The organism is Bacillus thuringiensis, from assembly GCF_001595725.1.
GTDB classification, from domain to species: Bacteria; Bacillota; Bacilli; order Bacillales; family Bacillaceae_G; genus Bacillus_A; species Bacillus_A thuringiensis_K.
The window spans coordinates 252418-277603 of sequence record NZ_CP014282.1 but is presented as its reverse complement, the minus strand read 5'-3'; the positions used below and the strand labels follow the sequence as shown (position 1 = coordinate 277603).

The window sequence follows — 25186 nt, the reverse complement described above, 5'->3', positions numbered from 1 at the left end:
TTTTCTTTACCATCAGTATCTCTTGTAAGACATTACTATTATTTAAGGAGGGTTACTCTTTGAAAGAATTTATAGAGGCAAATAAAGATTTGATTTCTCAAATTGCACAGAACTACAATGTAAATGCAAGTATCCATCCGGAGGATCATATCTTCCAATTCCTGGTCACGAATCCAGTCTTTCCTTCTAAAAAAGAAGCAATAGATTATTATTTTAAAGATGGAAGAAAATCAGCAGAAACACTCTTAGATTTAATGACTTCCTTTTATCCTCCTGTAGACACTCCAACAAAATTATTAGAATTCGCATCCGGATATGGCTGCGTAACACGCCATTTATTAAACTTACAAACGAACTTACATATAACTACCTGTGATATACATGAAGAGGCTATTAGTTTTATTGAACGCACATTAAATACTTCATCTATCTTATCTCACCCTGAGCCGGAACAAGTAAAATTATCGTCTACGTATGATATCGTTTTTGGTCTATCCTTTTTTTCTCATATGCCTGATACAACTTGGTTTCGTTGGCTTCAAACATTGTATAATGCTGTGTCCCCTGGCGGATTATTCATTTTCACAACTCATGGATATCAAAGTAAAAAGTACTTCGGCTTTCCAGATTTAAATAAACAGGGTTATTGGTTTCTCCCCTCTAGTGAACAACTGGATTTAGATGTGCATCAATACGGGCAAACGATCGTTAGTCCCTCTTACGTATGTGACAAAATTAAATTATTACCTTATAATCCTATCATCAAAAAATACACTGAAGGTTTTTGGTGGGAACATCAAGACCTTTGGGTAATACAAAAAGAAACAAAATAATAAACCATGCTCTACTTATACAGAAGTAGGGCATGGCTTATTATTTTTTACTATATAAGAACTCTTCAATCCATAGCTTATTTAATCTAATTCCACTTTTGAAATCCACTTTCGGTTCCCAATTACATTCTCGTCTTACCCTATCTATATTTAAAATGATTTTTTGAACATTTTCTTGCTTTTGTTTATAGCAGATAAAGTCCACTTTTCTTTCCGTTAATTTCTCCAATTCTACTATAATTCGTTTTAAAGAGAGACCCTTGCCGCTCCCTATGTTATACACACAAGATTTCAAGCGATTTAATTGTGATAGTTGTATAGTGATTTCCACTAGATCATCGATATAAATATAATCTCGAATAATCTCTTGTGGATTCCCATATATATTAATCTTTTCATTACTGAGATGCTGATACAAAAAACAGTTTATTGCTCCAACTTTCTTTAACGGGTTTTGATATTTTCCATATGGATTAGAATATCTACATACAACATAGTCCATTCCATACTTTTTCTTATAAAAGTACAAATAATTTTCAAGCGACACTTTTGTTATTCCATAAGGAGATAGTGGTTTTAATGGATGTTTCTCATCAATAGGTAAATATTCTGGTTCACCATAAACTGTGCCTCCAGAGGATGCTAATACAATTTTTTTAATAGGGAAACGTTTAACAGTTTCCATGAAATTAAGAAAAAAAAAGCTACTGTTCCTATCTCCAAAAACATCTTCAATTGAAGTTGTTACATTAGACGTTGCAGCTAAATAAATAATAATATCCACATTTACTAAAGCCTTATATATATCTTCAACATTTGCTAAATCACCTTTAATAAATTCAACCTCACTTATAAGATTTTGAGGAAAATTATTTATATGTCTGGAAAATACTTTTACATTTTGACCTTGTTTCAATAAACCTAATGCGAGGTTAATACCAATGAAACTATTTCCACCTACTATTAAATAATTATTCTTCCCCATAATATCCTCTCTAGTAATAAGATTTTTGCTTATCACACCTAGAAATACAAATAAATGAACTTGGACACTTTTATTATTTCTTTTCTTATAATTAATTGTATGCCTCTTATACATTTTCATTATCTTTATTTTATATTTCCCTTTTAGAATGGCTTTCTTATTTAAGACGAAAGCAAAATACACTCATAATATTTACTCATTCTCATGAATATATTGGATTAATAAAAAATCCTCTTCTATACCCTTAAAAAAGGAGTGTTAAACTCATGAAAAATATAAATCAAAAGTTTTTAGAGTACATCATTCTACATAAAGATCGAATTCCGCATTTCCATAAGGATTTTCCCCTTATATTATTTTGGAGTCATAGAAGCGGATGTACCGCATTAGCTAATTGGTTCTTCTTTCAAATTGGATTATTTCCTGAAGCAAAGAAATACAATGATTTTATTCATTACTATGAATTCTGGGTATATAAAAATAACCCCAATTATATACAAGCGGTACATAGCGGTCTTCTAGAAGCCAAAAAGCATGTTTGTAAACTCGTACGAAATCCCTATAAGAGGGCCGTTAGCTCATTTTTATTACTTGCTGACAATCCTTATGCTAGTCCTCAATGGAATAGTATCCGAAAGTGTTTTTATAATGACAAGCATAGTAAGCAAGGAATATCATTCAAACAATTTTTATATTACGTTCAAGCACTTGGTTCCAATTCCCAAGTAATAGATATGCACTTTAGTCAACAATACGTCCAAGGTGAAGAAGCCTTTATCCAACGCTATATACCTTTAGAAGATTTTAATAAGCAAATTCCCAAAATAGAAAACGAATACGGTTTGATTAAATCTGACCTAACCAAACTTACAAGTTCAGGTCATCATCGCGCTCACAAGATGGTTTATACAGGAAGCTATGCAGAACTTAGCATTACAGATGAAGCCTTTCCCCGATTTCCAACATACGCAAGCTTTTATGACAAAGAAACAATGGATTTAGTTACAGAAATATATGCAAAGGACTTTGAAATGTATCCATACACGAAAGGGATATTTTAAACCCCTACGTTTTTCAATGAATAAAAGCAAATGTATCGCATAGCATAAAGTGAAACTTTAATTAGTGTGGGGTTCTCCCCTACTAATTATTCCCTTCTACCAATCTTACTTTTATGGTTTCCCTAATTTCTACCCACTCTCTTTGGTTTCACATGTGTCTGATACTATCCATAAAGTGAGGGCGTTTACGGGCAGTTCATATCCCACCCAACTTCTTTGCTCCAGCCGGATTTTGAGGTGAGAGCATTACTGCCATGAAAATAATGGGGGAAATACATTGCATTTTATACAGGAGGGATGTCATGTGGAAGGTAATTTGAAGCACAATAATGGATACTGCGTTATTTGTGAGAAGGAAGCTACATTTATAGAGCATAATGATTGGCTTAGAGATCACTATTTATGTTCTACATGTCACTCTATACCGAGGCAACGAGCTTTAGTTCATGTCTTAAATACATTTTTTCCAAAATGGGGTTCCTATCATATCCACGAGTCCTCACCAGGAGGAATTACAACTCAACTACTAATAAAAAACTGCAAAAACTATACATATTCTCAATACTTTAAAAACTATCCTCTTGGTCAATACTTTCAAGGAATTAGATGTGAGAATTTAGAAAACATGACTTTTCAAAATGAATCTTTTGATTTGTTCATTACGCAAGATGTCTTTGAACACGTAATGGAGCCAGAGAAAGCCTTTAAAGAAATAGAACGTGTATTAAAGCCTGGTGGCGCTCATGTGTTTACTGTCCCTTGGTATCATACACTCCCAAAGACTTTACAAAGAGCAAGAAACAATAAAGACGGAATTGAGTATATGGAAGAGCCAATTTATCATGGAAATCCTATTGATGAGAAGGGGGCTTTAGTAACATTTGATTGGGGCCAAGATATGATTGAATATATTTATACACATGCAAATATGTATACAATTGTTTATTTACAAAAGGATAGATCACTAGGATTAGATGCTGAATTTCTACATGTTTTTATTAGTAAAAAACACGAACATAATTTTTAGGCACTATATAATTTGGAGGTTAACAAATGAATAACTTTAAGTTAGGAAATGATTTTGATAACCTTGTTAGTCCTCTTTCTGATGTTGAACTTCTAAATCTATTTATACAAAGTTGCTCACAAACAAAGATAAACGGCACCCCAGTACCTATGTTCCCCCCTGAAGAAATTCAACAACAGTTTGTAGGAGCTTCCTATGAACACGCTCTTTATGAAGCATATTTGTTTTATAGCCATGTAAAAACATATGCCCAAAATTTAGGCGTTCCCTTGAATAAAGAACGTAAAATTTTAGACTTTGGTTGCGGATGGGGAAGAATTATACGCTTTTTTTTCAAAGATGTTCGCGATGAAAATTTACTTGGTATTGATGTAGATCCCGCAATGATTAACATTTGCAATGAAACGTTAGGAAGAGGAATATATAAAACAGCCAATCCACAACCTCCTGTAGAATTTATTAGTGACAATTCATTAGACATCATATTCGCTTATTCTGTATTCTCACATTTATCCGAAGAAACTGCAGAACATTGGATAAAAGAATTTTCAAGAATTCTTCGTCCGGGTGGCATCTTCATAGCCACAACACAAGCACGCTATTTTCTCGATTACTGTCAACAATTCAAGGAACACCCTGAATTCATTCAAACGGGTTGGCATAAAACTTTATCACAAGCTTTTCCAGATATAAATCGTGCCATCTCGGATTATGAAAGCGGAAATTTCGTCCACAGCCCTACAGGGGCAGGAGATGTTAGAAATAGTAGTTTTTACGGTGAAACTGTTATACCTAGAACTTATATTAAAAATCACTATGAGAAGTATTTAAAGTTACGGGACTTTTTTGACGATGCAAACCGATTACCCCAAGCCCTGTTTGTTCTCCAAAAAGATTAACCCTTTTCGTACATGGTAATGCGCATAATTTTATAATGAAAATCACTTTTCATCTCAGCCATATATTAAATCATCCAAGATTCCTCTATTGAGCAAACTGTAAAAACGAATTCAGAATTCAATATGAAGCACAACAAAATAGTAAGTAAATAACCTATCTAGCGCTTTAAACTCGATTCAAAAAATCAAAAGTAACTTCCCACCACTTCGAACTACAAAGAACATAAGGAGGATATACTTTGAAAATAATCGCTTTTTACTTACCACAGTTTCATCAAATAAAAGAAAATGACCGATGGTGGGGAAAAGGTTTTACTGAATGGACAAATACTAAAAGTGCACGACCTTTATTTGCAGGACATTATCAACCTAGAGAACCTTATCAAGATTTTTATTATGACTTAACGGACCCATCCGTAAGAAAATGGCAAGTAAAAATTGCCAAAGCACACGGCATATATGGTTTTTGTTATTACCATTACTGGTTTAAAGGGAAAAGGCTATTGGAGACACCCTTTAATGAAGTACTTAAGACGGGTGAACCAGATTTTCCATTTTGCCTTTCTTGGGCAAATGAACCGTGGACAAAAACTTGGGATGGTCTTGATAGTCACATATTAATGCCACAAAATTATGGAGAGTTATCGGATTGGAAAGAACACTTTGACTATTTATTACAGGCTTTCCAAGATGAAAGATATATCCGTATAGATGATAAACCACTATTCATTATTTATCGTCCTGGGCATATCCCTGACTGTGAGCAAATGCTGAATTACTGGAATACACTCGCACAAGAAAATGGTTTGAAAGGTATATACTTTGTAGAAACATTAAACAGCTTCCCACTTCCTAATATAAATGGATTCGATGCTAGCATTCAATTCGAGCCTTTTTATACAATTGCTCATGATAGCTCTTCAGACATAAATAAGACAATATATGAGTCTGGTAAACAAATAAACGCTTGGGATTATGATAAAGTGTGGATGTATATATTAAAACGATCTCCTTCAAAGAAAAAAACATTTCCCGGTGCCTTTGTTGACTGGGACAACACAGCACGCCGCAAAGACTTAAATAGCAGCATCTTCCTCGGTTCTACTCCTGAGAAGTTCACGATATATTTAAGTAAACAAATCCATCGTACCTATTCTCTTTACAACAGCGAGTTTTTATTTATTAATGCGTGGAATGAATGGGCAGAAGGTACTTACTTAGAACCAGATAAAAGGCATGGATTCGCCTATTTAGAAGGAGTTAAACAAGCAATTAAGAGAGGTATGAAAGCATACAAAAAAGACGAGTCATTCTGACTCGTCTTACAGTTGCTTGGCGACGTCCTACTCTCACAGGGACAAGGTCCCAACTACCATCGGCGCTAGAGAGCTTAACTTCCGTGTTCGGTATGGGAACGGGTGTGACCTCTCTGCCATCATCACCAAACTATTGAAGGCATATTCCTTCAAAACTAGATAACATTTGCTACATATTATATGGTTAAGTCCTCGATCTATTAGTATTCGTCAGCTCCACATGTCACCATGCTTCCACCTCGAACCTATCAACCTGATCATCTTTCAGGGATCTTACTAGCTTACGCTATGGGAAATCTCATCTTGAGGGGGCTTCATGCTTAGATGCTTTCAGCACTTATCCCTTCCGCACATAGCTACCCAGCTATGCCCTTGGCAGAACAACTGGTACACCAGCGGTGCGTCCATCCCGGTCCTCTCGTACTAAGGACAGCTCCTCTCAAATTTCCTACGCCCACGACGGATAGGGACCGAACTGTCTCACGACGTTCTGAACCCAGCTCGCGTACCGCTTTAATGGGCGAACAGCCCAACCCTTGGGACCGACTACAGCCCCAGGATGCGATGAGCCGACATCGAGGTGCCAAACCTCCCCGTCGATGTGGACTCTTGGGGAGATAAGCCTGTTATCCCGGGTAGCTTTTATCCGTTGAGCGATGGCCCTTCCATGCGGAACCACCGGATCACTAAGCCCGACTTTCGTCCCTGCTCGACTTGTAGGTCTCGCAGTCAAGCTCCCTTATGCCTTTGCACTCTACGAATGATTTCCAACCATTCTGAGGAACCTTTGGGCGCCTCCGTTACACTTTAGGAGGCGACCGCCCCAGTCAAACTGCCCACCTGACACTGTCTCCCGGGTCGATAAGACCCGTAGGTTAGAATTTCAATACAGTCAGGGCGGTATCCCACCAGCGCCTCCACCGAAGCTAGCGCTCCGGTTTCAATGGCTCCCGCCTATCCTGTACAAACTGTACCAAAATTCAATATCAGGCTACAGTAAAGCTCCACGGGTCTTTCCGTCCTGTCGCGGGTAACCTGCATCTTCACAGGTACTATAATTTCACCGAGTCTCTGGTTGAGACAGTGCCCAAATCGTTACACCTTTCGTGCGGTCGGAACTTACCCGACAAGGAATTTCGCTACCTTAGGACCGTTATAGTTACGGCCGCCGTTTACTGGGCTTCAGTTCAGAGCTTCGCTTACGCTAACCCCTCTCCTTAACCTTCCAGCACCGGGCAGGTGTCACCCCCTATACTTCGCCTTACGGCTTCGCAGAGAGCTGTGTTTTTGCTAAACAGTCGCTTGGCCTATTCACTGCGGCTTTCCGTTAAGAAAGCACCCCTTCTCCCGAAGTTACGGGGTCATTTTGCCGAGTTCCTTAACCAGAGTTCTCTCGCACACCTTAGGATTCTCTCCTCGCCTACCTGTGTCGGTTTGCGGTACAGGCACCTTTTATCTCGCTAGAAGCTTTTCTTGGCAGCGGGAATCAAAGACTTCGCTCCATAAGGAGCTTCCCCATCACAGCTCAGCCTTCACGATAAGCGGATTTGCCTACTTATCAGCCTAACTGCTTGGACGTGCACAACCAATCGCACGCTTCTTCTATCCTTCTGCGTCCCTCCATTGCTCAAACGATAAAGAGGTGGTACAGGAATATCAACCTGTTGTCCATCGCCTACGCCTGTCGGCCTCGGCTTAGGTCCTGACTAACCCTGAGCGGACGAGCCTTCCTCAGGAAACCTTAGGCATTCGGTGGACGGATTCTCACCCGTCTTTCGCTACTCATACCGGCATTCTCACTTCTAAGCACTCCACCAGTCCTTCCGGTCTGACTTCACTGTCCTTAGAACGCTCCCCTACCACTGATACCATTCGGTATCAATCCGCAGCTTCGGTGGTGTATTTAGCCCCGGTACATTTTCGGCGCAGAGTCACTCGACTAGTGAGCTATTACGCACTCTTTAAATGGTGGCTGCTTCTAAGCCAACATCCTAGTTGTCTAAGCAACTCCACATCCTTTTCCACTTAATACACACTTTGGGACCTTAGCTGGCGTCTGGGCTGTTTCCCTTTTGACTACGGATCTTATCACTCGCAGTCTGACTCCTAAGGATAAGTCATTGGCATTCGGAGTTTGACTGAATTCGGTAATCCGATGAGGACCCCTAGTCCAATCAGCTCTACCTCCAAGACTCTTACACTTAAGGCTAGCCCTAAAGCTATTTCGGGGAGAACCAGCTATCTCCAGGTTCGATTGGAATTTCTCCGCTACCCACACCTCATCCCCGCACTTTTCAACGTGCGGGTTCGGGCCTCCATTCAGTGTTACCTGAACTTCACCCGACATGGGTAGATCACCTGGTTTCGGTCTACGACCACGTACTAAACGCCCTATTCAGACTCGCTTTCGCTGCGGCTCGCCTCTTCAGCTTAACCTCGCACGGATCGTAACTCGCCGGTTCATTCTACAAAAGGCACGCCATCACCGTTAACGGGCTCTGACTATTTGTAGGCACACGGTTTCAGGATCTCTTTCACTCCCTTTCCGGGGTGCTTTTCACCTTTCCCTCACGGTACTGGTTCACTATCGATCACTAGGGTATTTAGCCTTGGGAGATGGTCCTCCCAGATTCCGACGGAATTTCACGTGTTCCGCCGTACTCAGGATACATTCAAGAGAGAACGAAGTTTCGACTACGGGGTTGTTACCCTCTACGACGGACCTTTCCAGGTCGCTCGTCTACCTCGTTCCTTTGTAACTCCGTATAGAATGTCCTACAACCCCAAGAGGCAAGCCTCTTGGTTTGGGCTATGTTCCGTTTCGCTCGCCGCTACTCAGGAAATCGCATTTGCTTTCTCTTCCTCCAGGTACTTAGATGTTTCAGTTCCCTGGGTCTGTCTTCCTTACCCTATGTATTCAGATAAGGATACCATACCATTACGTATGGTGGGTTTCCCCATTCGGAAATCTTCGGATCAAAGCTTACTTACAGCTCCCGAAGCATATCGGCGTTAGTCCCGTCCTTCATCGACTCCTAGTGTCAAGGCATCCACCGTGCGCCCTTTCTAACTTAACCAAACTAAAAATTAAAAAATATGAGCTACACTGTTATCTAGTTTTCAAAGAACATACATTTATATATGAGAGATAGTTCTCTCAAAACTGAACAAAACGAAACACGGAAACTTTATTGATGAACAGCGTTCATCAATTCTCCATAGAAAGGAGGTGATCCAGCCGCACCTTCCGATACGGCTACCTTGTTACGACTTCACCCCAATCATCTGTCCCACCTTAGGCGGCTGGCTCCAAAAAGGTTACCCACCGACTTCGGGTGTTACAACTCTCGTGGTGTGACGGGCGGTGTGTACAAGGCCGGGAACGTATTCACCGCGGCATGCTGATCCGCGATTACTAGCGATTCCAGCTTCATGTAGGCGAGTTGCAGCCTACAATCCGAACTGAGAACGGTTTTATGAGATTAGCTCCACCTCGCGGTCTTGCAGCTCTTTGTACCGTCCATTGTAGCACGTGTGTAGCCCAGGTCATAAGGGGCATGATGATTTGACGTCATCCCCACCTTCCTCCGGTTTGTCACCGGCAGTCACCTTAGAGTGCCCAACTTAATGATGGCAACTAAGATCAAGGGTTGCGCTCGTTGCGGGACTTAACCCAACATCTCACGACACGAGCTGACGACAACCATGCACCACCTGTCACTCTGCTCCCGAAGGAGAAGCCCTATCTAGGGTTTTCAGAGGATGTCAAGACCTGGTAAGGTTCTTCGCGTTGCTTCGAATTAAACCACATGCTCCACCGCTTGTGCGGGCCCCCGTCAATTCCTTTGAGTTTCAGCCTTGCGGCCGTACTCCCCAGGCGGAGTGCTTAATGCGTTAACTTCAGCACTAAAGGGCGGAAACCCTCTAACACTTAGCACATCGTTTACGGCGTGGACTACCAGGGTATCTAATCCTGTTTGCTCCCCACGCTTTCGCGCCTCAGTGTCAGTTACAGACCAGAAAGTCGCCTTCGCCACTGGTGTTCTCCATATCTCTACGCATTTCACCGCTACACATGGAATTCCACTTTCCTCTTCTGCACTCAAGTCTCCCAGTTTCCAATGACCCTCCACGGTTGAGCCGTGGGCTTTCACATCAGACTTAAGAAACCACCTGCGCGCGCTTTACGCCCAATAATTCCGGATAACGCTTGCCACCTACGTATTACCGCGGCTGCTGGCACGTAGTTAGCCGTGGCTTTCTGGTTAGGTACCGTCAAGGTGCCAGCTTATTCAACTAGCACTTGTTCTTCCCTAACAACAGAGTTTTACGACCCGAAAGCCTTCATCACTCACGCGGCGTTGCTCCGTCAGACTTTCGTCCATTGCGGAAGATTCCCTACTGCTGCCTCCCGTAGGAGTCTGGGCCGTGTCTCAGTCCCAGTGTGGCCGATCACCCTCTCAGGTCGGCTACGCATCGTTGCCTTGGTGAGCCGTTACCTCACCAACTAGCTAATGCGACGCGGGTCCATCCATAAGTGACAGCCGAAGCCGCCTTTCAATTTCGAACCATGCAGTTCAAAATGTTATCCGGTATTAGCCCCGGTTTCCCGGAGTTATCCCAGTCTTATGGGCAGGTTACCCACGTGTTACTCACCCGTCCGCCGCTAACTTCATAAGAGCAAGCTCTTAATCCATTCGCTCGACTTGCATGTATTAGGCACGCCGCCAGCGTTCATCCTGAGCCAGGATCAAACTCTCCAATAAAGTTAGTTTGTCTAGCATCTAAAATAAAAATTGACGTTTCACGTTGTTTGTTTCGTTCAGTTTTCAAAGAACTACTTGGTCGCTCATTTGCGACTTCCTTATGTTAACATCTTCGTTAGTTAATGTCAACTAAGTTTTTCATTTTGTTTGTCGCTTGCGACGTTAATGTCATCGGCGACTTGTTCTATATTACACCTCTAAAGTATAATCGTCAATACGTTTTTATAAAAAATATAAAAAGGCTTATTTCTTTTAAAATAAGCCTTTTTATCACATATCATTCTATTCATTTATTATTTCTCTATAATTGGTAACGAGACGATAAATTGAATAATACCATCCCTATATTCCGCTCGAATACTACCACCTTGTAACTCAACAATACTTTTCGCAATCGCTAAACCGAGTCCCGACCCTTCCGTTACTCTACTTCGAGATTGATCTTTCTTATAGAAACGTTCAAATAAATTCGCTAACTCTTCTCTCGTAAAATCTTCACTATGATTCGCAATTACAATTTGTATATCCCTACGCTGCCTTTGAAGAGAAACTTTTATCTCTCCATCATCTTTACTATACTTAATTGCATTCATTAGTAAATTATCAAATACACGAACCATCTTTTCCGAATCAATCGATGCATAAGCACGTTCCTCAGGAAACTTCTTAACAAACGTAAGTCCATGCTCTTCCGCTTGCGGTACTAACTCTTCTATTAATTGCTCCAATAACTCATTTACACATACTTCTTGTTTTTCTAATACAACTTGTTCATTCGTTAACTTCGTATACTCAAATAAATCTTCTATTAAATTCTTTAACTGCTCTGACTTCGCAAAAGCAATTCTCGTATATTCATCGTGTTGCTCTTTATTTTCATATTTAGAATCTCGAAGCAATCGCAAGTAACCCATAATAGAAGTCAGTGGTGTACGCAAATCGTGAGATACATTTGTAATAAGCTCGTTCTTTTGCTTCTCTAATTTACGTTCCTTTTCTATATTATTCATAAGCTCTTCTGCCATATTATTAATATTTTCTGTTAAAGATGCAATCTCATCTTCACCTTTCTTCTCTATACGATACGCTAAGTTTCCTTTTTCTATTTCCTTTACACCTTGTGCCATCGCTTCAATTTGCTTCATCTTTCTCTTTGTTATATAGAAGAAAGAGAAAATGAATACGAGTACACCAATTAAAAATGGGAATGGCCCTTCTACTTTATAATACACTACTTCTCCTTGAGGAATTCCGCTCACAAACATATACAAATTTTTACCTTCAATTGTAATAGGTGAGAAAGTAATAAACTCTTTTCTAGATCTTTCAATATCATTATTATTTGAATAATTGATAGCAAACGAAGTTGCATTACGAATTGTATTATGCAAATTAATTTGTTCTTCTTGCGCCTGCTTCGTTTTATACAAAACCTTACCACTTTCATCCGTAACTAATATTTTAAAAGCATCCTGCCTCTGCTCTAAATTTTCATTTTCTAGCTCTATCATACTTTGTACAGCATCTAATTTATTTGCATCAACCATCATTTCCGCGGTACTTTGCGCTTTACGATTAATTTGTTCCATACCATCTCTATAATTAATCTCAGCATGTCGACTAGCATCTTCAAAAACAGGTGCTACTATCTTCGTTGATACAAAGAGTCCTAATAACGCACAAGCAGTAAATGCAGTAATAAGTTGAATTCGTATACTCCGTTTCACACTCTTTATTATCTTCCTAATTAATTCTCGAATTTTCCTAACATAAGTAAACGGATTAAATATCTTTTTCAATCTTATACCCCACTCCCCATACTGTTTTTATATATCTAGGTTTCCTTGGATTCTCCTCAATCTTTTCACGTACTTTTCGAATATGCACCATTACCGTATTATCAGACTGGAAAGATCTTTCGTTCCAAACCTTTTCATAAATTTGTTCCGCGCTAAAGACCATACCCGGATTACGAGCTAGTAATTCTAGAATTGAAAATTCCCTTGGGGTCAGTTTCACTTCTTCTCCGTCCACAATAACTTTATGGGTCGAGATGTTTATTTTCATCTCTCCAATTTCTAGCTCGTCCTCATTTTGTATAGCGAAACCATTCATTTTCATATAACGGCGTAACTGAGATTTAATTCTTGCGATTAACTCTAACGGATTAAATGGTTTCGTTACATAATCATCTGCACCCGTTGTTAACCCTAAAATCTTATCCATATCTTGCGTTTTCGCAGAAAGCATAATAATAGGCATTTCTTTCGCTTCCCTTACCTTCATACACATATGAATACCATCCACTTTCGGCATCATAATATCTAATACGACTAGATGTACTTCATTTTCTTCTAGTAAACGTAATCCTTCTTCTCCGTCTCCTGCTTGTAATACTTTATATCCTTCATTCTTTAAATAGATTGTAATTAAATTCCGAATTTCTTTTTCATCATCTACGACAAGTATTGTTTCGTGTGCCACAATATCTCCCCCATCACTTTTTTAATCCCTAACTTCTATTATAGGAAAACTTCTGAAGAAAAACGCTCGGAAATCCTTAAGATTTTCTGAAGACGCAAAAAAGGTCTAGACTCCCCTTAAGTCTAGACCTTTCAAAAAACCCCTTTTATTTACGAACGTAGATGAAATATAGTACGAATAAAACTCCCATAACATACATAATCGGATGAACCTCTTTACGACGACCACTCACAACCATTGTAATTGGATAGAAGATAAATCCAATCGCAATCCCAGTTGCGATACTATACGTAAGTGGCATAGAGATAATTGTAAAGAATGCTGGTACTGCAATCTCGAATTTCTTCCAATCAATTTCCCCTAAGGAAGAAACCATCAAGATTCCTACAATAATTAAAGCCGGTGCCGTTACAGCTGGCGTTACAACACTTAGTAATGGCGAGAAGAATAGTGCCAGTAAGAAGAATCCTGCTGTTACAACTGCTGTAAATCCAGAACGCCCTCCCGCTGCTACCCCTGCAGAAGATTCAATGTAAGACGTTGTTGTTGATGTACCCAAGATCGCACCAATTACAGTTGCAATCGCATCTGCAAATAACGCTTTTCCTGCACGTGGTAATTTATTGTTCTTCATTAATCCTGCTTGATTCGCAACCGCTACAAGCGTACCTGCTGTATCAAAGAAATCTATAAAGAAGAACGTTATAATAACAATCCCCATTTGAACTGTGAAAATATCGCCGAAGTGCGTTAACGCCACGCCGAACGTTGGTTCTAGACTCGGTATTGCTCCCACCACAGCTTTCGGAGTATCAATTAATCCTGTTGCAACTCCTAAGATCGCTGTAAGAATCATACCGTAAAATACTGCACCATTAACTTTCTTAATCATGAAGATGATCGTAGTAACAACCCCGAAGATTGCTAGTAACGTTGTGCCCTTTGTTAAGTCCCCCAACCCAACAAGAACCGCATCGTTTTTCACGATAATTCCGGCATTTTGGAATCCAAGGAAAGCAATGAATAATCCAATACCTGCTGCTACTGCAAACTTTAACTCCGATGGAATTGCATTAATGATTTTTTCACGAATACCTGAAGCAGTAAGAATAATAAAGATAATACCTGACATTAATGTTCCAGCAATGGCCGTTTGCCACGGAATACCCATCGTTAACACTGCTGTATAAGCAAAGAACGCGTTAATTCCCATACCCGGCGCTAAAGCAATTGGATACTTCGCGAAAATACCCATAATTAACGAACCGATCGCTGCCGCTAATGCCGTAGCAACGAATACTGCACCTGGATCCATCCCTGTACCTGCTGGTAACCCTTTAACATTTCCAAGCGACAGCGTAGCAGGATTGACAAATAGTACGTAAGCCATAGATAGAAATGTCGTTAACCCTGCTATGAACTCAGTCTTATAATTCGTACCGAGCTCATCAAACTGAAAATAGCGTTTCATCTTACGTTTCCCCCGTTATATGATTACTCGCCGCATTTCTCCTAGCCCTCTTTTATCCCGAGAAATAAAAAAGGCTTCCATTGCATTTATACATGGAAGCGTTCTATAAACAAAGACAAGTTTCCCCTCATCTTTATACAAACGCCTCGTAGTCAAGCCATTTACGGTAGCTAGGTAGAAACTTTCGGGCCATATCCCCGATATTATACGACGGCTATAATATTCACTTTTCGTTTGAATTACATAATCATATTAACTCGACGAAGTAGTTTTGTCAATTTAAAAACGAACATTTTTATAAAATTTTATAGTTTCGTTCGTATTAATACCAAAATAAAAAAGATCCATCTATGCATAAGCAATAGATGGACCTTTTTATAAATACTATTCCCACTCAATCGTTGCTGGTGGCTTACTCGTTACATCATACACGATACGGTTAACGTGTTTTACTTCGTTTACGATACGTACAGAGATTTTCTCTAATACGTCCCAAGGGATACGTGCCCAGTCAGCTGTCATACCGTCGATAGATGTTACCGCACGGATACCTACTGTGTAATCGTAAGTACGCTCGTCACCCATAACACCTACGCTACGCATACCAGGAAGCGCAGTGAAGTATTGCCAGATTTCACGGTCTAAGCCCGCTTTAATAATTTCTTCACGTAAAATCGCATCAGATTCACGAACGATTTCTAATTTCTCTTCTGTGATTTCACCTAATACACGAATACCAAGACCCGGTCCTGGGAATGGTTGACGCCATACGATTTCATCAGGAATTCCTAGTTCAGACCCTAATACACGTACTTCGTCTTTAAATAACGTGTTTAAAGGCTCGATTAATTTGAACTGCATGTCTTCTGGAAGTCCACCAACGTTATGGTGAGATTTAATTGTTTGTGCAGTTGCTGTACCACTCTCAACGATATCTGTGTAAAGTGTACCTTGCGCTAAGAAGTCCATACCTTGTAATTTAGACGCTTCATCATCAAATACGTAAATGAATTCGTTACCGATGATTTTACGTTTTTGTTCTGGATCTTCTACACCTTTTAACTTGTCCATAAAGCGGTCTTTTGCATCCACTTTAATAACGTTCATATGGAAGCCTTCGCTAAATGTTTTCATAACGCCTTCTGCTTCGCCTTTACGAAGTAAACCGTGATCAACGAAAATACATGTTAATTGGTCACCAATTGCTTTATGAATTAACACTGCTACAACAGAAGAGTCTACACCGCCGCTAAGTGCGCATAGTACTTTTTTGTCTCCAACCGTTTCACGGATTTTCTCTAATTCTACTTCGATAAAGTTCTCCATGTTCCATCCTTCAGAACAACCACAAGCACCGAATACGAAGTTTTTAATTAAATCGTTACCGTGCTCAGAGTGACGTACTTCTGGGTGGAATTGTACACCGTATAAGTTTTTGTCTTCATTGCTCATACCAGCAATTGGGCAAGATTCACTTGTTGCGTCTACTACGAATCCTTCAGGTAAACCAGTTACTAAGTCACCATGGCTCATCCATACAACTTGCTCTTCTGGAAGGTTCGCATATAATTTTGATTCGTTCTCTACTTTAAGAACAGCTTTTCCGTACTCGCGGTGATTTGCACGCTCTACTTTACCACCGAAGTGTTGCGTCATAAGCTGCATACCGTAACAAATACCGAAGATTGGTAAACCTAGTTCAAAGATTTTTTCATCACAATGTAATGCACCTTCACCGTATACACTATTTGGTCCACCAGAGAAAATAATCCCTTTTGGATTCATTGCTTTAATTTCTTCTGCAGTAATTGTATGTGGATGAAGTTCACTGTATACACCGAACTCACGAATTCGACGTGCTATTAACTGATTGTATTGACTTCCAAAATCTAAAACGATAATTGTATCGTGTTGTTTCTTCAAAATAATCACCCCAACGTTAGTTCTCGTATATAAATATTTTCACCAATTTGGCGAAAAGCATTACCAATATAATAAAAAAAGCCAGTCCTCCGCCTCTAGTCTCATAACAAAGAAAAGGCAGGGGTCTGGCTTTATAAAGAAAGATAGTCTCCGCTCTTTATAAATATAAGACACACTGCCTTCATAGTCAGGTTGTTTACGGTAACCCGGTAGAGACTCTCAAACCATATCATTGAGGATATATGAAGGATCGTTTTATATTATCTTCCTAGATTCTAACAATGAAGTATCAATATGGTCAAGAGAGAAAGCGACAAAATTCTACAGAAATTCATTTCCTTTTCTAAAAAACATAAAAAAACATCCATTTCTATATAGAAATGGATGTTTTTTAGGGCAAACGGAATTACATCATTCCGCCCATACCGCCCATGCCCATGCCGCCCATGTCAGGCATTGCTGGTGCATTTGGTTCTGGCTTGTCAGCTACTACAGCTTCAGTTGTTAAGAACATAGCTGCAACAGATGCTGCGTTTTGAAGTGCAGAGCGAGTTACTTTAGCTGGATCTACGATACCAGACTCAAGCATGTTAACCCATTCGCCAGTAGCTGCGTTGAAACCAACGCCTACTTTTTCGCCTTTTAGACGCTCTACAACTACAGATCCTTCTAGACCAGCGTTGATTGCGATTTGGCGAACTGGCTCTTCTAGTGCGCGAAGTACAATGTTGATACCTGTTGCTTCGTCGCCTTCAGCTACGATAGAAGCTACTTTTGTGTATACGTTCATAAGTGAAGTACCACCACCTGCAACGATACCTTCTTCTACTGCTGCACGAGTTGAGTTAAGTGCATCTTCAATGCGAAGTTTGCGTTCTTTCAACTCAGTTTCAGTTGCTGCACCTACTTTAATTACCGCTACGCCACCTGCAAGTTTTGCAAGACGCTCTTGTAATTTTTCACGATCGAATTCAGAAGTTGTTTCTTCTAATTGCGCACGGATTTGACCGATGCGAGCTTCGATTTGTTCTGTGCTTCCTACACCTTCAACTACAGTTGTATTTTCTTTCGTTACAACAACTTTACCAGCGCGTCCTAAAGATTCAACTGTAGCAGATTTTAAGTCACGGCCTAATTCTTCAGTGATTACTTCGCCACCTGTTAAGATTGCGATATCTTCTAGCATTGCTTTACGACGGTCACCAAATCCAGGAGCTTTAACAGCTACTACGTTGAATGTACCACGAAGTTTGTTCACTACTAATGTAGCTAAAGCTTCGCCTTCTACATCTTCAGCAATGATAAGAAGTGGTTTACCTTGTTGTACCACTTGCTCTAATACTGGTAAGATTTCTTGAATGTTAGAAATCTTTTTGTCAGTGATTAAGATGTATGGGTTATCAAGAACTGCTTCCATTTTGTCAGAATCAGTAATCATGTAAGGAGATGCATATCCACGATCAAATTGCATACCTTCTACTACGTCTAATTCTGTTGTGAATCCTTTAGACTCTTCTAAAGTAATAACGCCGTCGTTACCAACGCGCTCCATTGCTTCAGCGATTAATTGACCTACTTCTTCGTCAGCTGCAGAAATAGCAGCTACTTGTGCGATAGAAGATTTGCCTTCGATTGGTTTAGAAATCGTTTTTAATTCTTCAATTGCAGCAGTAACAGCTTTTTCGATACCTTTACGAAGACCCATTGGATTCGCACCAGCTGTTACGTTTTTAAGACCTTCACGAATCATAGCTTGCGCTAATACAGTTGCAGTTGTTGTTCCGTCACCAGCTACATCGTTTGTTTTGCTAGCAACTTCTGCTACTAACTTCGCACCCATGTTTTCGAATGCATCTTCTAATTCGATTTCTTTTGCGATTGTTACACCATCATTTGTAATAAGTGGTGAACCAAATTTTTTCTCAAGTACAACGTTACGACCTTTTGGTCCAAGTGTTACTTTTACTGCGTTTGCAAGAGTGTCGACACCGCGAAGCATCGAACGACGTGCTTCTTCACTAAATTTAATATCTTTTGCCATAATAATTGACCCCCTTGGATTTTTTAAGATTTATATAATTAACCGATAACTGCTAAAATGTCACTTTCACGTAAAATCAAGTAGTCTGTACCTTCATATTTCACTTCAGTACCTGCATATTTTGAGAAGATGATAAGATCACCTGCTGCTACCTCTAAAGCAACACGCTCACCATTCTCAAGCACTCGACCAGTACCTACTGCAACAACTTTACCCTCTTGTGGTTTTTCTTTTGCAGTATCTGGTAATACAATACCACTTGCTGTTTTTTCTTCTGCTTGAACAAGCTCAATTACAACGCGATCACCTAATGGCTTTAGCATGAACAATAACCTCCTCATTTTGTTATGTAAATTTCTTTTATTAGCACTCAAGTCATCCGAGTGCTAACACACTTATAATAATAAATAATCTCAATTTCTTTTGCAAGTAAAAAAATCATAATTTTTTCGCAAATTACTATATAAACTTTCTATATAGAATACCGCCTTTACTATATGAATCGTTGTTTCCCCTACTCGTATGTTACAATATGAAAGACACCCTAAGTTGTTTTCGCTAAACGTACAACTTTTTCCTGTCTCCTACTTTAATTTCAAATAAAGATTTACAAAAAAATCATAATTCGAATGAAAGTTTATATCGTAGATAACATATTTACATGTTATCCTACCTTATCTCATACACTAGAGTTAGAAAGGATGGTTAAACCATTTGAAGAAACAATACTGGTGGATTATCGTTACATACATTTTAATGCAGTTATCTGGCGTTGTTGGATTACCACTTCTCCTAAAAACAGGACTCTATGATAATAGAGGATTTACCATTGAGGAAAAAGGACAAATCATAATGGGACACTGGGCAATTATTAGCTTCTTTGTTGCATTATGTATCATACTTTGGTTACTTAGAACAGATATTCGTGACAGGCATTTAGATGCAATGCGCTCTTCTGTCCCAGCTACTATTGGATGGATTTTCATCGGGTTCTTCTTAGCTTTCTTTTCACAAATAGTTGCCGGTATGATCGAGATGCAGCTACTAGGAATTAAGCAAGGTTCAGAAAATACAATGAAACTGATGGAAATTGCAAGAACGACACCTTGGTTCCTTATTGTCGTATCTATAATCGGACCTATCTTAGAAGAAATCGTATTTAGAAAAATTTTATTTGGTGCACTTTATAAGAAGTTTAACTTCTTTATTGCAGCTATCATTAGTTCGCTTGTATTCGCAGCAATTCATTTTGATTTTACTCACTTATTGGTATACACTGCTATGGGGCTCGTATTCGCCTTCTTATATGTGAAGACGAAACGTATTATCGTTCCGATTGCAGCTCATGTTGCGATGAATACATTAGTTGCTATTGGGCAAATTTTTATGAGCAATGAGCAAATTCAAGAAATGATTAAAGAAGCTGAAAAAATGCAAGGCTTTATCGGAGGATTTTTTGTATGAGAAACTCACCATTGTTCATGGCTGCACTATACTTCCTTCTTGGATGTATCTTTACACGCTTGGCCATTACGAACGTGACAGATACAATCTGGAATATGTGGACAATACTATTTGCAGTTATGGCAACAATTGATTTTAATTTGGCACTTCGCCTTATATTAGTTAAATTCACAAAGAAGAAACAATAATAAAACGCAGAGGTCGCTTCCTCTGCGTTTTATTGTGGATAGTTTTTCAAAAAGTAAACTAATGTTTGTAACTCTACAGCTAAGTCAATATGATGAATTCTAATATTCTCTGATACGTTTAATCGCGCTGGTGTGAAATTCAAAATACCGTGCACGCTCGTTTCAGCTAATCTATCTGCTACAGCTTGTGCTACTGTGGCTGGTACTGTTAATATTGCCACTTGTATATCATTTGATAATCTCTCTTCTAATTCATCTAAATGATATACAGGAATGCCCCCGATTTCTGTTCCAACTTTCTCTTCACTAACATCAAATGCCATTTCAATTTTTGTATTATTGTTTTTCGTGAAATTATAATGTAAGAAAGCGGTCCCTAAATTACCTACTCCAATAAGTGCTACACGTGTTATATCATCTTGATCAAGTGTTTCGCGGAAAAATGATAATAAATAATTTACGTTATATCCATATCCCTTTTTCCCTAACGCTCCAAAATACGAAAAATCTCTTCGTATTGTTGCGGAATCTACTTTTACTGCCTCACTCAATTCGGCCGATGAAACACGCTGCTTACCAGAAAGAGATAAGTTTTGGATAAATCGATAGTATAGAGGCAATCTTTTAGCAGTGGCTTGTGGAATCTTTTGCTGATCCATATGACCTCTCCTCTCTTCCTATCATTATTCATATACTTTAATCAAATACAGAAGTTTAGCACTCATTAAATTCCTTGTATAATAAAGAGAAGAAGTATTCTCTCTTTATTTTAAACTATACACTATTTTTAGTATGATTGAGAAATATAAACATGGCAAAGTTAAGAAATTATTTGAGGTGAAAACATTGATTTTATTACAAGTAAACGCGCTTTCGAAATTATACGGTGCAGAAACAATTCTGGCAAACATAAAATTGGAAGTACAAACAAAAGATCGTATCGCATTAGTTGGAAGGAATGGAGCAGGAAAATCTACATTATTAAAAATAATCGCTGGTGAATTATCTCATGATGGTGGCGAAATTATAAAACCAAAAGATGTCTCAATCGGATATTTAGCTCAAAATACTGGACTAGAAACGTCTTTAACAATTTGGGATGAAATGCTAACCGTCTTTACCCACTTACAGCAAATGGAGACAAAACTTCGAAGGCTTGAGCAAGAAATGGGAAAAGAAGAAAACTTTTCAAACGAAGCTACATATGAAAGATTGTTAGCTGAGTATGACCAATTGCAACTCAATTATAAAGATCAAGGTGGATATCAATATGAAGCGGATATTCGCTCCATTTTAAGCGGCCTTGGCTTCCCAGTTGAAACGCACCAGACGACGATTTCTACTTTAAGCGGCGGGCAAAAAACAAGATTAGCTCTCGGGAAATTATTATTAACAAAACCAGACTTACTTATTTTGGATGAGCCTACAAACCATTTAGACATCGAAACATTAACGTGGCTTGAGCAATATTTACAAGGTTATCCTGGCGCAATATTAATCGTTTCACATGACCGTTATTTCTTAGACAAACTCGTTACACAAGTATATGAAATTTCGAATAAAGAAAGCAGACGATTTGTTGGTAACTACAGTAAATATTTAGACTTAAAATCAGCATTATATGAGCAAGAAATGAAACGTTACGAAAAACAACAAGATGAAATCGCAAAACTTGAGGACTTCGTTCAAAAGAATATAGCTCGCGCTTCTACAACGAAACGGGCTCAAAGTCGCCGTAAACAACTAGACAGAATGGAATTATTAACGAGACCATTAGGGGATTCTAAGTCAGCATCATTCCACTTCGATATTGAAAAGCAAAGTGGAAATGATGTTTTACAAGTAAATGATGCAACCATCGGCTATGATGAGAACCCTATAATTGAACATGTAACTATGCGCTTAACTCGCGGAGATAGTGTTGCTTTAGTTGGTCCAAATGGAATTGGGAAATCCACATTATTAAAGTCTATTGTGAATAAGTTACCACTATTAAATGGTGATGTTTCTTTCGGATCAAATGTATCTGTTGGTTATTATGATCAAGAACAAGCAAACTTAACATCTTCTAAACGGGTTTTAAATGAACTATGGGATGGATATCCACTGCAACCTGAAAAAGAAATCCGTACTATACTCGGGAATTTTTTATTCACAGGAGATGATGTACTGAAACCAGTATCTTCCCTTAGTGGTGGACAAAAAGCTCGATTAGCTCTTGCAAAACTTATGATGCAAAAATCAAATTTATTAATTCTAGATGAGCCTACGAACCACCTTGATTTAAATAGTAAAGAAATTTTGGAGAATGCTTTAATTGATTACCCAGGGACTCTTCTATTCGTCTCACATGACCGCTACTTTATTAACCGTGTAACAACGACTGTGGTTGAGTTATCAACAGAAGGTGCACAGGAATATTTAGGGGATTACGATTACTACGTTGAAAAGAAAAATGAAATGATTGAACGTGCAGAACTTGAACAGCAAGAAAGTGACATTCCTGTTCAAAAGGTGGTTGCACAAGAGAAATTAAATTATTTAGAAGAAAAAGAGCGTAAAAAACTAGAGCGTCAACGCACTAGAAAAATTGAAGAGCTAGAACAAAGTATATTAGAATTAGAAGAAGAAATTGCTACGTTAGAAGATCAACTTTGCTTACCAGAAATATATGCAGATTATGAAAAAGCTAGTGAAATTACAACTAAAAAGCAAACGCTACAAGAACAACTTGAAACTTGTATGGCAGAATGGGAAGAGCTGCATGTATAAGCATATTTAAATAAAGAAGATGTCTCATAAGTCAGGATTTTTGACTATGCGACATCTTCTTTTCTTTTAATACAGAAACAATTTTTTGAGTATATCAATCGTAACTTAGAATATACTAACGATTTTTCAAATATATCTATCGTAACCCTATATATATTAACAATTTGACACGAAATATCGATTTAACGACAAAGATTGACAATATTAGCATCTTCTATAATGGGGTGATGTTTCAAAATGTTTTTCGGGGATATCTTCTTGCCTTTTATTTCCCGAAAAAGAACAAATTCAAAGGTCTGACATCATCCTATTTATCCACAAGTTTATACACATATCCACCTTTATAAAATAAACCTTAAAATAACTTTTCCACATTATACACAATCAACAAAAAAGTTATCAACATTTTATATACACAATAAAACCCATATTATCAACAGACAATATGGGTTTTATCCACAACCTGTGGTTAATTATGTGCATAACTATGCTTCAATATCTAATCCTGGATTTGCATTTAAGGCTAATGTTGCACGCTTACCTTGTTCATAAGCAATTGTCCCTGCCGCTGCAATCATCGCTGCATTATCTGTGCATAAAGATAGCGGCGGAATAATTAATTCAATGTTTTCTTTTTGTGCAAATTCCTCTTCTAATCGCGCACGAAGTCCTTTATTAGCAGCTACTCCACCAGCAAGAAGTAATTGCTTTACATTATAAGCTTCTGCTGCACGAGCTGCTTTCGTTACAAGTACATCTATTACACTTTCTTGGAAACTTGCCGCTAAATCTTCTGGCGCAATTTCTATACCGCGTTGTTTTGCATTATGCACAGTGTTGATAACTGCTGATTTCAATCCACTAAAGCTAAAATCATATGAATCCGGTTCTAGCCATGCACGAGGCAAATCAATTGTCGGTTCTCCTTCATGTGCAAGGCGATCAATATGAGGACCACCTGGATATGGCATAGATAACGTACGAGCTACTTTATCATATGCTTCTCCAGCTGCATCGTCTCGTGTTTCACCAATTACTTCAAATGAACCATGTTCTTTCATATAAACAAGTTCTGTATGCCCACCAGATACAACAAGTGATAATAACGGGAATTGAACTTCTTTTACTAAACGGTTCGCATAAATATGACCAGCAATATGATGAACACCGACTAACGGAATATCATGTGCAAACGCTACTGCCTTCGCTGCATTTACTCCAATTAGAAGTGCTCCTACTAAACCAGGACCTTCTGTTACAGCAATTGCATCAATATCATCAAATGTGATGTTTGCTTCCTTTAAAGCTTCTTCTAACACAACTGTAATTTCTTCTACATGATGACGGGATGCAATCTCTGGTACAACGCCGCCAAAACGTTTATGACTTTCAATTTGTGATGCAACGACATTCGCAATAATTTCCGTTCCATTTTTAACAACTGCTACTGCTGTTTCATCACAACTTGTTTCAATACCAAGTATAATCGTATTTTTTTCCATTATATATTCACCCACATTACGAGACCATCTTCCTGATTGTCTGCATAGTATCGTTTACGAATCCCACCATTTTGAAATCCGTATTTTCTGTATAACTGCTTTGCTACTTCATTTGATACACGTACTTCAAGTGTCATTGTTTTTACCCCTAGTTCTTTCGCTTCAGAAATAACTGCTTTCAATAGGGCATCTCCTAACTTTTGACCTCGGTATTCTGGCAAAATAGCTATATTTGTTATATGTGATTCATCAATAATTATCCACAATCCACAATACCCGATTACACGACCATCTTTTTCTAACACAATATAATGTGCATGTTCATTCATCGTTAATTCACGGTGAAAGGCATCTGCAGTCCAAGGAGTTGAAAAAGACGCTTCTTCAATAGCTACAATTTGAGCAATATCATCAAGCTCCATCTTTCTAAATATCATATCCATCTTCTGCAAGC

At 38.7% G+C, this 25186-nt stretch carries 18 protein-coding genes, 3 rRNA genes and 2 riboswitches; of the genes, 8 read left to right on the top strand and 13 right to left on the bottom strand.

Annotated elements, in window-relative coordinates:
• Positions 1-59 precede the first annotated feature (59 nt).
• The gene (locus AXW78_RS01540) at positions 60-833 is read left to right on the top strand and encodes a class I SAM-dependent methyltransferase (RefSeq protein WP_000657498.1); all 774 of its coding nucleotides are present in this window, start codon (positions 60-62) and stop codon (positions 831-833) included.
• Positions 834-873: 40 nt separating this feature from the next.
• Here the strand turns inward: AXW78_RS01540 and AXW78_RS01535 are convergent, their stop codons facing one another.
• Complete coding sequence (locus AXW78_RS01535) at positions 874-1818, bottom strand: NAD-dependent epimerase/dehydratase family protein (protein ID WP_000517674.1); 945 nt, start codon at positions 1816-1818, stop codon at positions 874-876.
• A 266-nt stretch (positions 1819-2084) separates the two neighbouring features.
• Here AXW78_RS01535 and AXW78_RS01530 point away from each other — a divergent pair, with 266 nt between their 5' ends.
• The 4 genes from AXW78_RS01530 (at position 2085) to AXW78_RS01515 (ending at position 6121) form a co-directional block, all read left to right on the top strand.
• Positions 2085-2879, top strand: a complete 795-nt coding sequence (locus tag AXW78_RS01530; RefSeq protein ID WP_000790062.1) for a sulfotransferase family 2 domain-containing protein — start codon at positions 2085-2087, stop codon at positions 2877-2879.
• Positions 2880-3183: 304 nt separating this feature from the next.
• Positions 3184-3906: a class I SAM-dependent methyltransferase gene (locus tag AXW78_RS01525; protein ID WP_061883714.1), complete on the top strand. Its 723-nt coding sequence runs from the start codon at positions 3184-3186 to the stop codon at positions 3904-3906.
• Between the two features lie 26 nt (positions 3907-3932).
• Positions 3933-4805 (top strand): class I SAM-dependent methyltransferase, encoded by an 873-nt coding sequence (locus AXW78_RS01520; RefSeq protein WP_061883713.1) that lies wholly within the window; start codon positions 3933-3935, stop codon positions 4803-4805.
• Positions 4806-5044: 239 nt separating this feature from the next.
• Positions 5045-6121, top strand: coding sequence for a glycosyltransferase WbsX family protein (locus tag AXW78_RS01515; protein ID WP_061883712.1), 1077 nt, complete (start codon positions 5045-5047; stop codon positions 6119-6121).
• A 14-nt stretch (positions 6122-6135) separates the two neighbouring features.
• Here AXW78_RS01515 and rrf read toward each other — a convergent pair.
• From rrf to groES, 9 genes are all read right to left on the bottom strand, one after another.
• Positions 6136-6251 (bottom strand): 5S ribosomal RNA (rrf, locus tag AXW78_RS01510).
• Positions 6252-6301: 50 nt separating this feature from the next.
• Positions 6302-9198, bottom strand: a 23S ribosomal RNA gene (locus AXW78_RS01505).
• A gap of 145 nt (positions 9199-9343) precedes the next feature.
• Positions 9344-10887 (bottom strand): 16S ribosomal RNA (locus AXW78_RS01500).
• The 16S, 23S and 5S rRNA genes sit together here, the layout of an rRNA operon.
• A gap of 293 nt (positions 10888-11180) precedes the next feature.
• On the bottom strand, positions 11181-12686 hold the full coding sequence (locus tag AXW78_RS01495) for a HAMP domain-containing sensor histidine kinase (RefSeq protein WP_000719249.1): 1506 nt from the start codon (positions 12684-12686) through the stop codon (positions 11181-11183).
• The gene (locus tag AXW78_RS01490; RefSeq protein ID WP_000929884.1) at positions 12670-13371 is read right to left on the bottom strand and encodes a response regulator transcription factor; all 702 of its coding nucleotides are present in this window, start codon (positions 13369-13371) and stop codon (positions 12670-12672) included. Before AXW78_RS01490 ends, AXW78_RS01495 begins: the two co-directional genes overlap by 17 nt.
• A 145-nt stretch (positions 13372-13516) precedes the next feature.
• The gene (locus AXW78_RS01485; protein ID WP_000833096.1) at positions 13517-14842 is read right to left on the bottom strand and encodes an NCS2 family permease; all 1326 of its coding nucleotides are present in this window, start codon (positions 14840-14842) and stop codon (positions 13517-13519) included.
• A gap of 129 nt (positions 14843-14971) precedes the next feature.
• Positions 14972-15073, bottom strand: a riboswitch (purine riboswitch).
• 153 nt (positions 15074-15226) lie between these two features.
• Positions 15227-16765, bottom strand: a complete 1539-nt coding sequence (gene guaA, locus AXW78_RS01480) for a glutamine-hydrolyzing GMP synthase (RefSeq protein ID WP_000743911.1) — start codon at positions 16763-16765, stop codon at positions 15227-15229.
• A gap of 164 nt (positions 16766-16929) precedes the next feature.
• Positions 16930-17031, bottom strand: a riboswitch (purine riboswitch).
• Positions 17032-17171: 140 nt separating this feature from the next.
• A complete protein-coding gene (groL, locus tag AXW78_RS01475) occupies positions 17172-18806 on the bottom strand; it encodes a chaperonin GroEL (RefSeq protein WP_001029993.1) in 1635 nt (544 codons plus the stop codon).
• A 38-nt stretch (positions 18807-18844) separates the two neighbouring features.
• Complete coding sequence (groES, locus tag AXW78_RS01470) at positions 18845-19129, bottom strand: co-chaperone GroES (protein WP_000917311.1); 285 nt, start codon at positions 19127-19129, stop codon at positions 18845-18847.
• Positions 19130-19520: 391 nt separating this feature from the next.
• Between groES and AXW78_RS01465 the strand changes: the two genes are divergently transcribed.
• Both AXW78_RS01465 and AXW78_RS01460 read left to right on the top strand, forming a co-directional pair.
• Positions 19521-20270, top strand: a complete 750-nt coding sequence (locus AXW78_RS01465; protein WP_000745321.1) for a CPBP family intramembrane glutamic endopeptidase — start codon at positions 19521-19523, stop codon at positions 20268-20270.
• Positions 20267-20458 carry a YdiK family protein gene (locus AXW78_RS01460; protein ID WP_001246205.1) on the top strand — a complete coding sequence of 64 codons (192 nt, stop codon included), beginning with the start codon at positions 20267-20269 and terminating at the stop codon, positions 20456-20458. Before AXW78_RS01465 ends, AXW78_RS01460 begins: the two co-directional genes overlap by 4 nt.
• A gap of 29 nt (positions 20459-20487) precedes the next feature.
• Here the strand turns inward: AXW78_RS01460 and AXW78_RS01455 are convergent, their stop codons facing one another.
• Positions 20488-21117: a redox-sensing transcriptional repressor Rex gene (locus AXW78_RS01455; protein ID WP_000372699.1), complete on the bottom strand. Its 630-nt coding sequence runs from the start codon at positions 21115-21117 to the stop codon at positions 20488-20490.
• A 187-nt stretch (positions 21118-21304) separates the two neighbouring features.
• On the opposite strand from AXW78_RS01455, the gene AXW78_RS01450 reads away from it, so the two are divergent.
• The gene (locus AXW78_RS01450) at positions 21305-23230 is read left to right on the top strand and encodes an ABC-F family ATP-binding cassette domain-containing protein (RefSeq protein ID WP_219728584.1); all 1926 of its coding nucleotides are present in this window, start codon (positions 21305-21307) and stop codon (positions 23228-23230) included.
• Positions 23231-23715: 485 nt separating this feature from the next.
• Here AXW78_RS01450 and tsaD read toward each other — a convergent pair whose 3' ends face one another.
• Positions 23716-24732, bottom strand: coding sequence for a tRNA (adenosine(37)-N6)-threonylcarbamoyltransferase complex transferase subunit TsaD (gene tsaD, locus AXW78_RS01445; protein ID WP_000414585.1), 1017 nt, complete (start codon positions 24730-24732; stop codon positions 23716-23718).
• Positions 24732-25175: a ribosomal protein S18-alanine N-acetyltransferase gene (gene rimI, locus AXW78_RS01440; RefSeq protein ID WP_000367189.1), complete on the bottom strand. Its 444-nt coding sequence runs from the start codon at positions 25173-25175 to the stop codon at positions 24732-24734. The genes tsaD and rimI overlap by 1 nt, the downstream gene beginning before the upstream one ends.
• Positions 25176-25186: the final 11 nt, after the last annotated feature.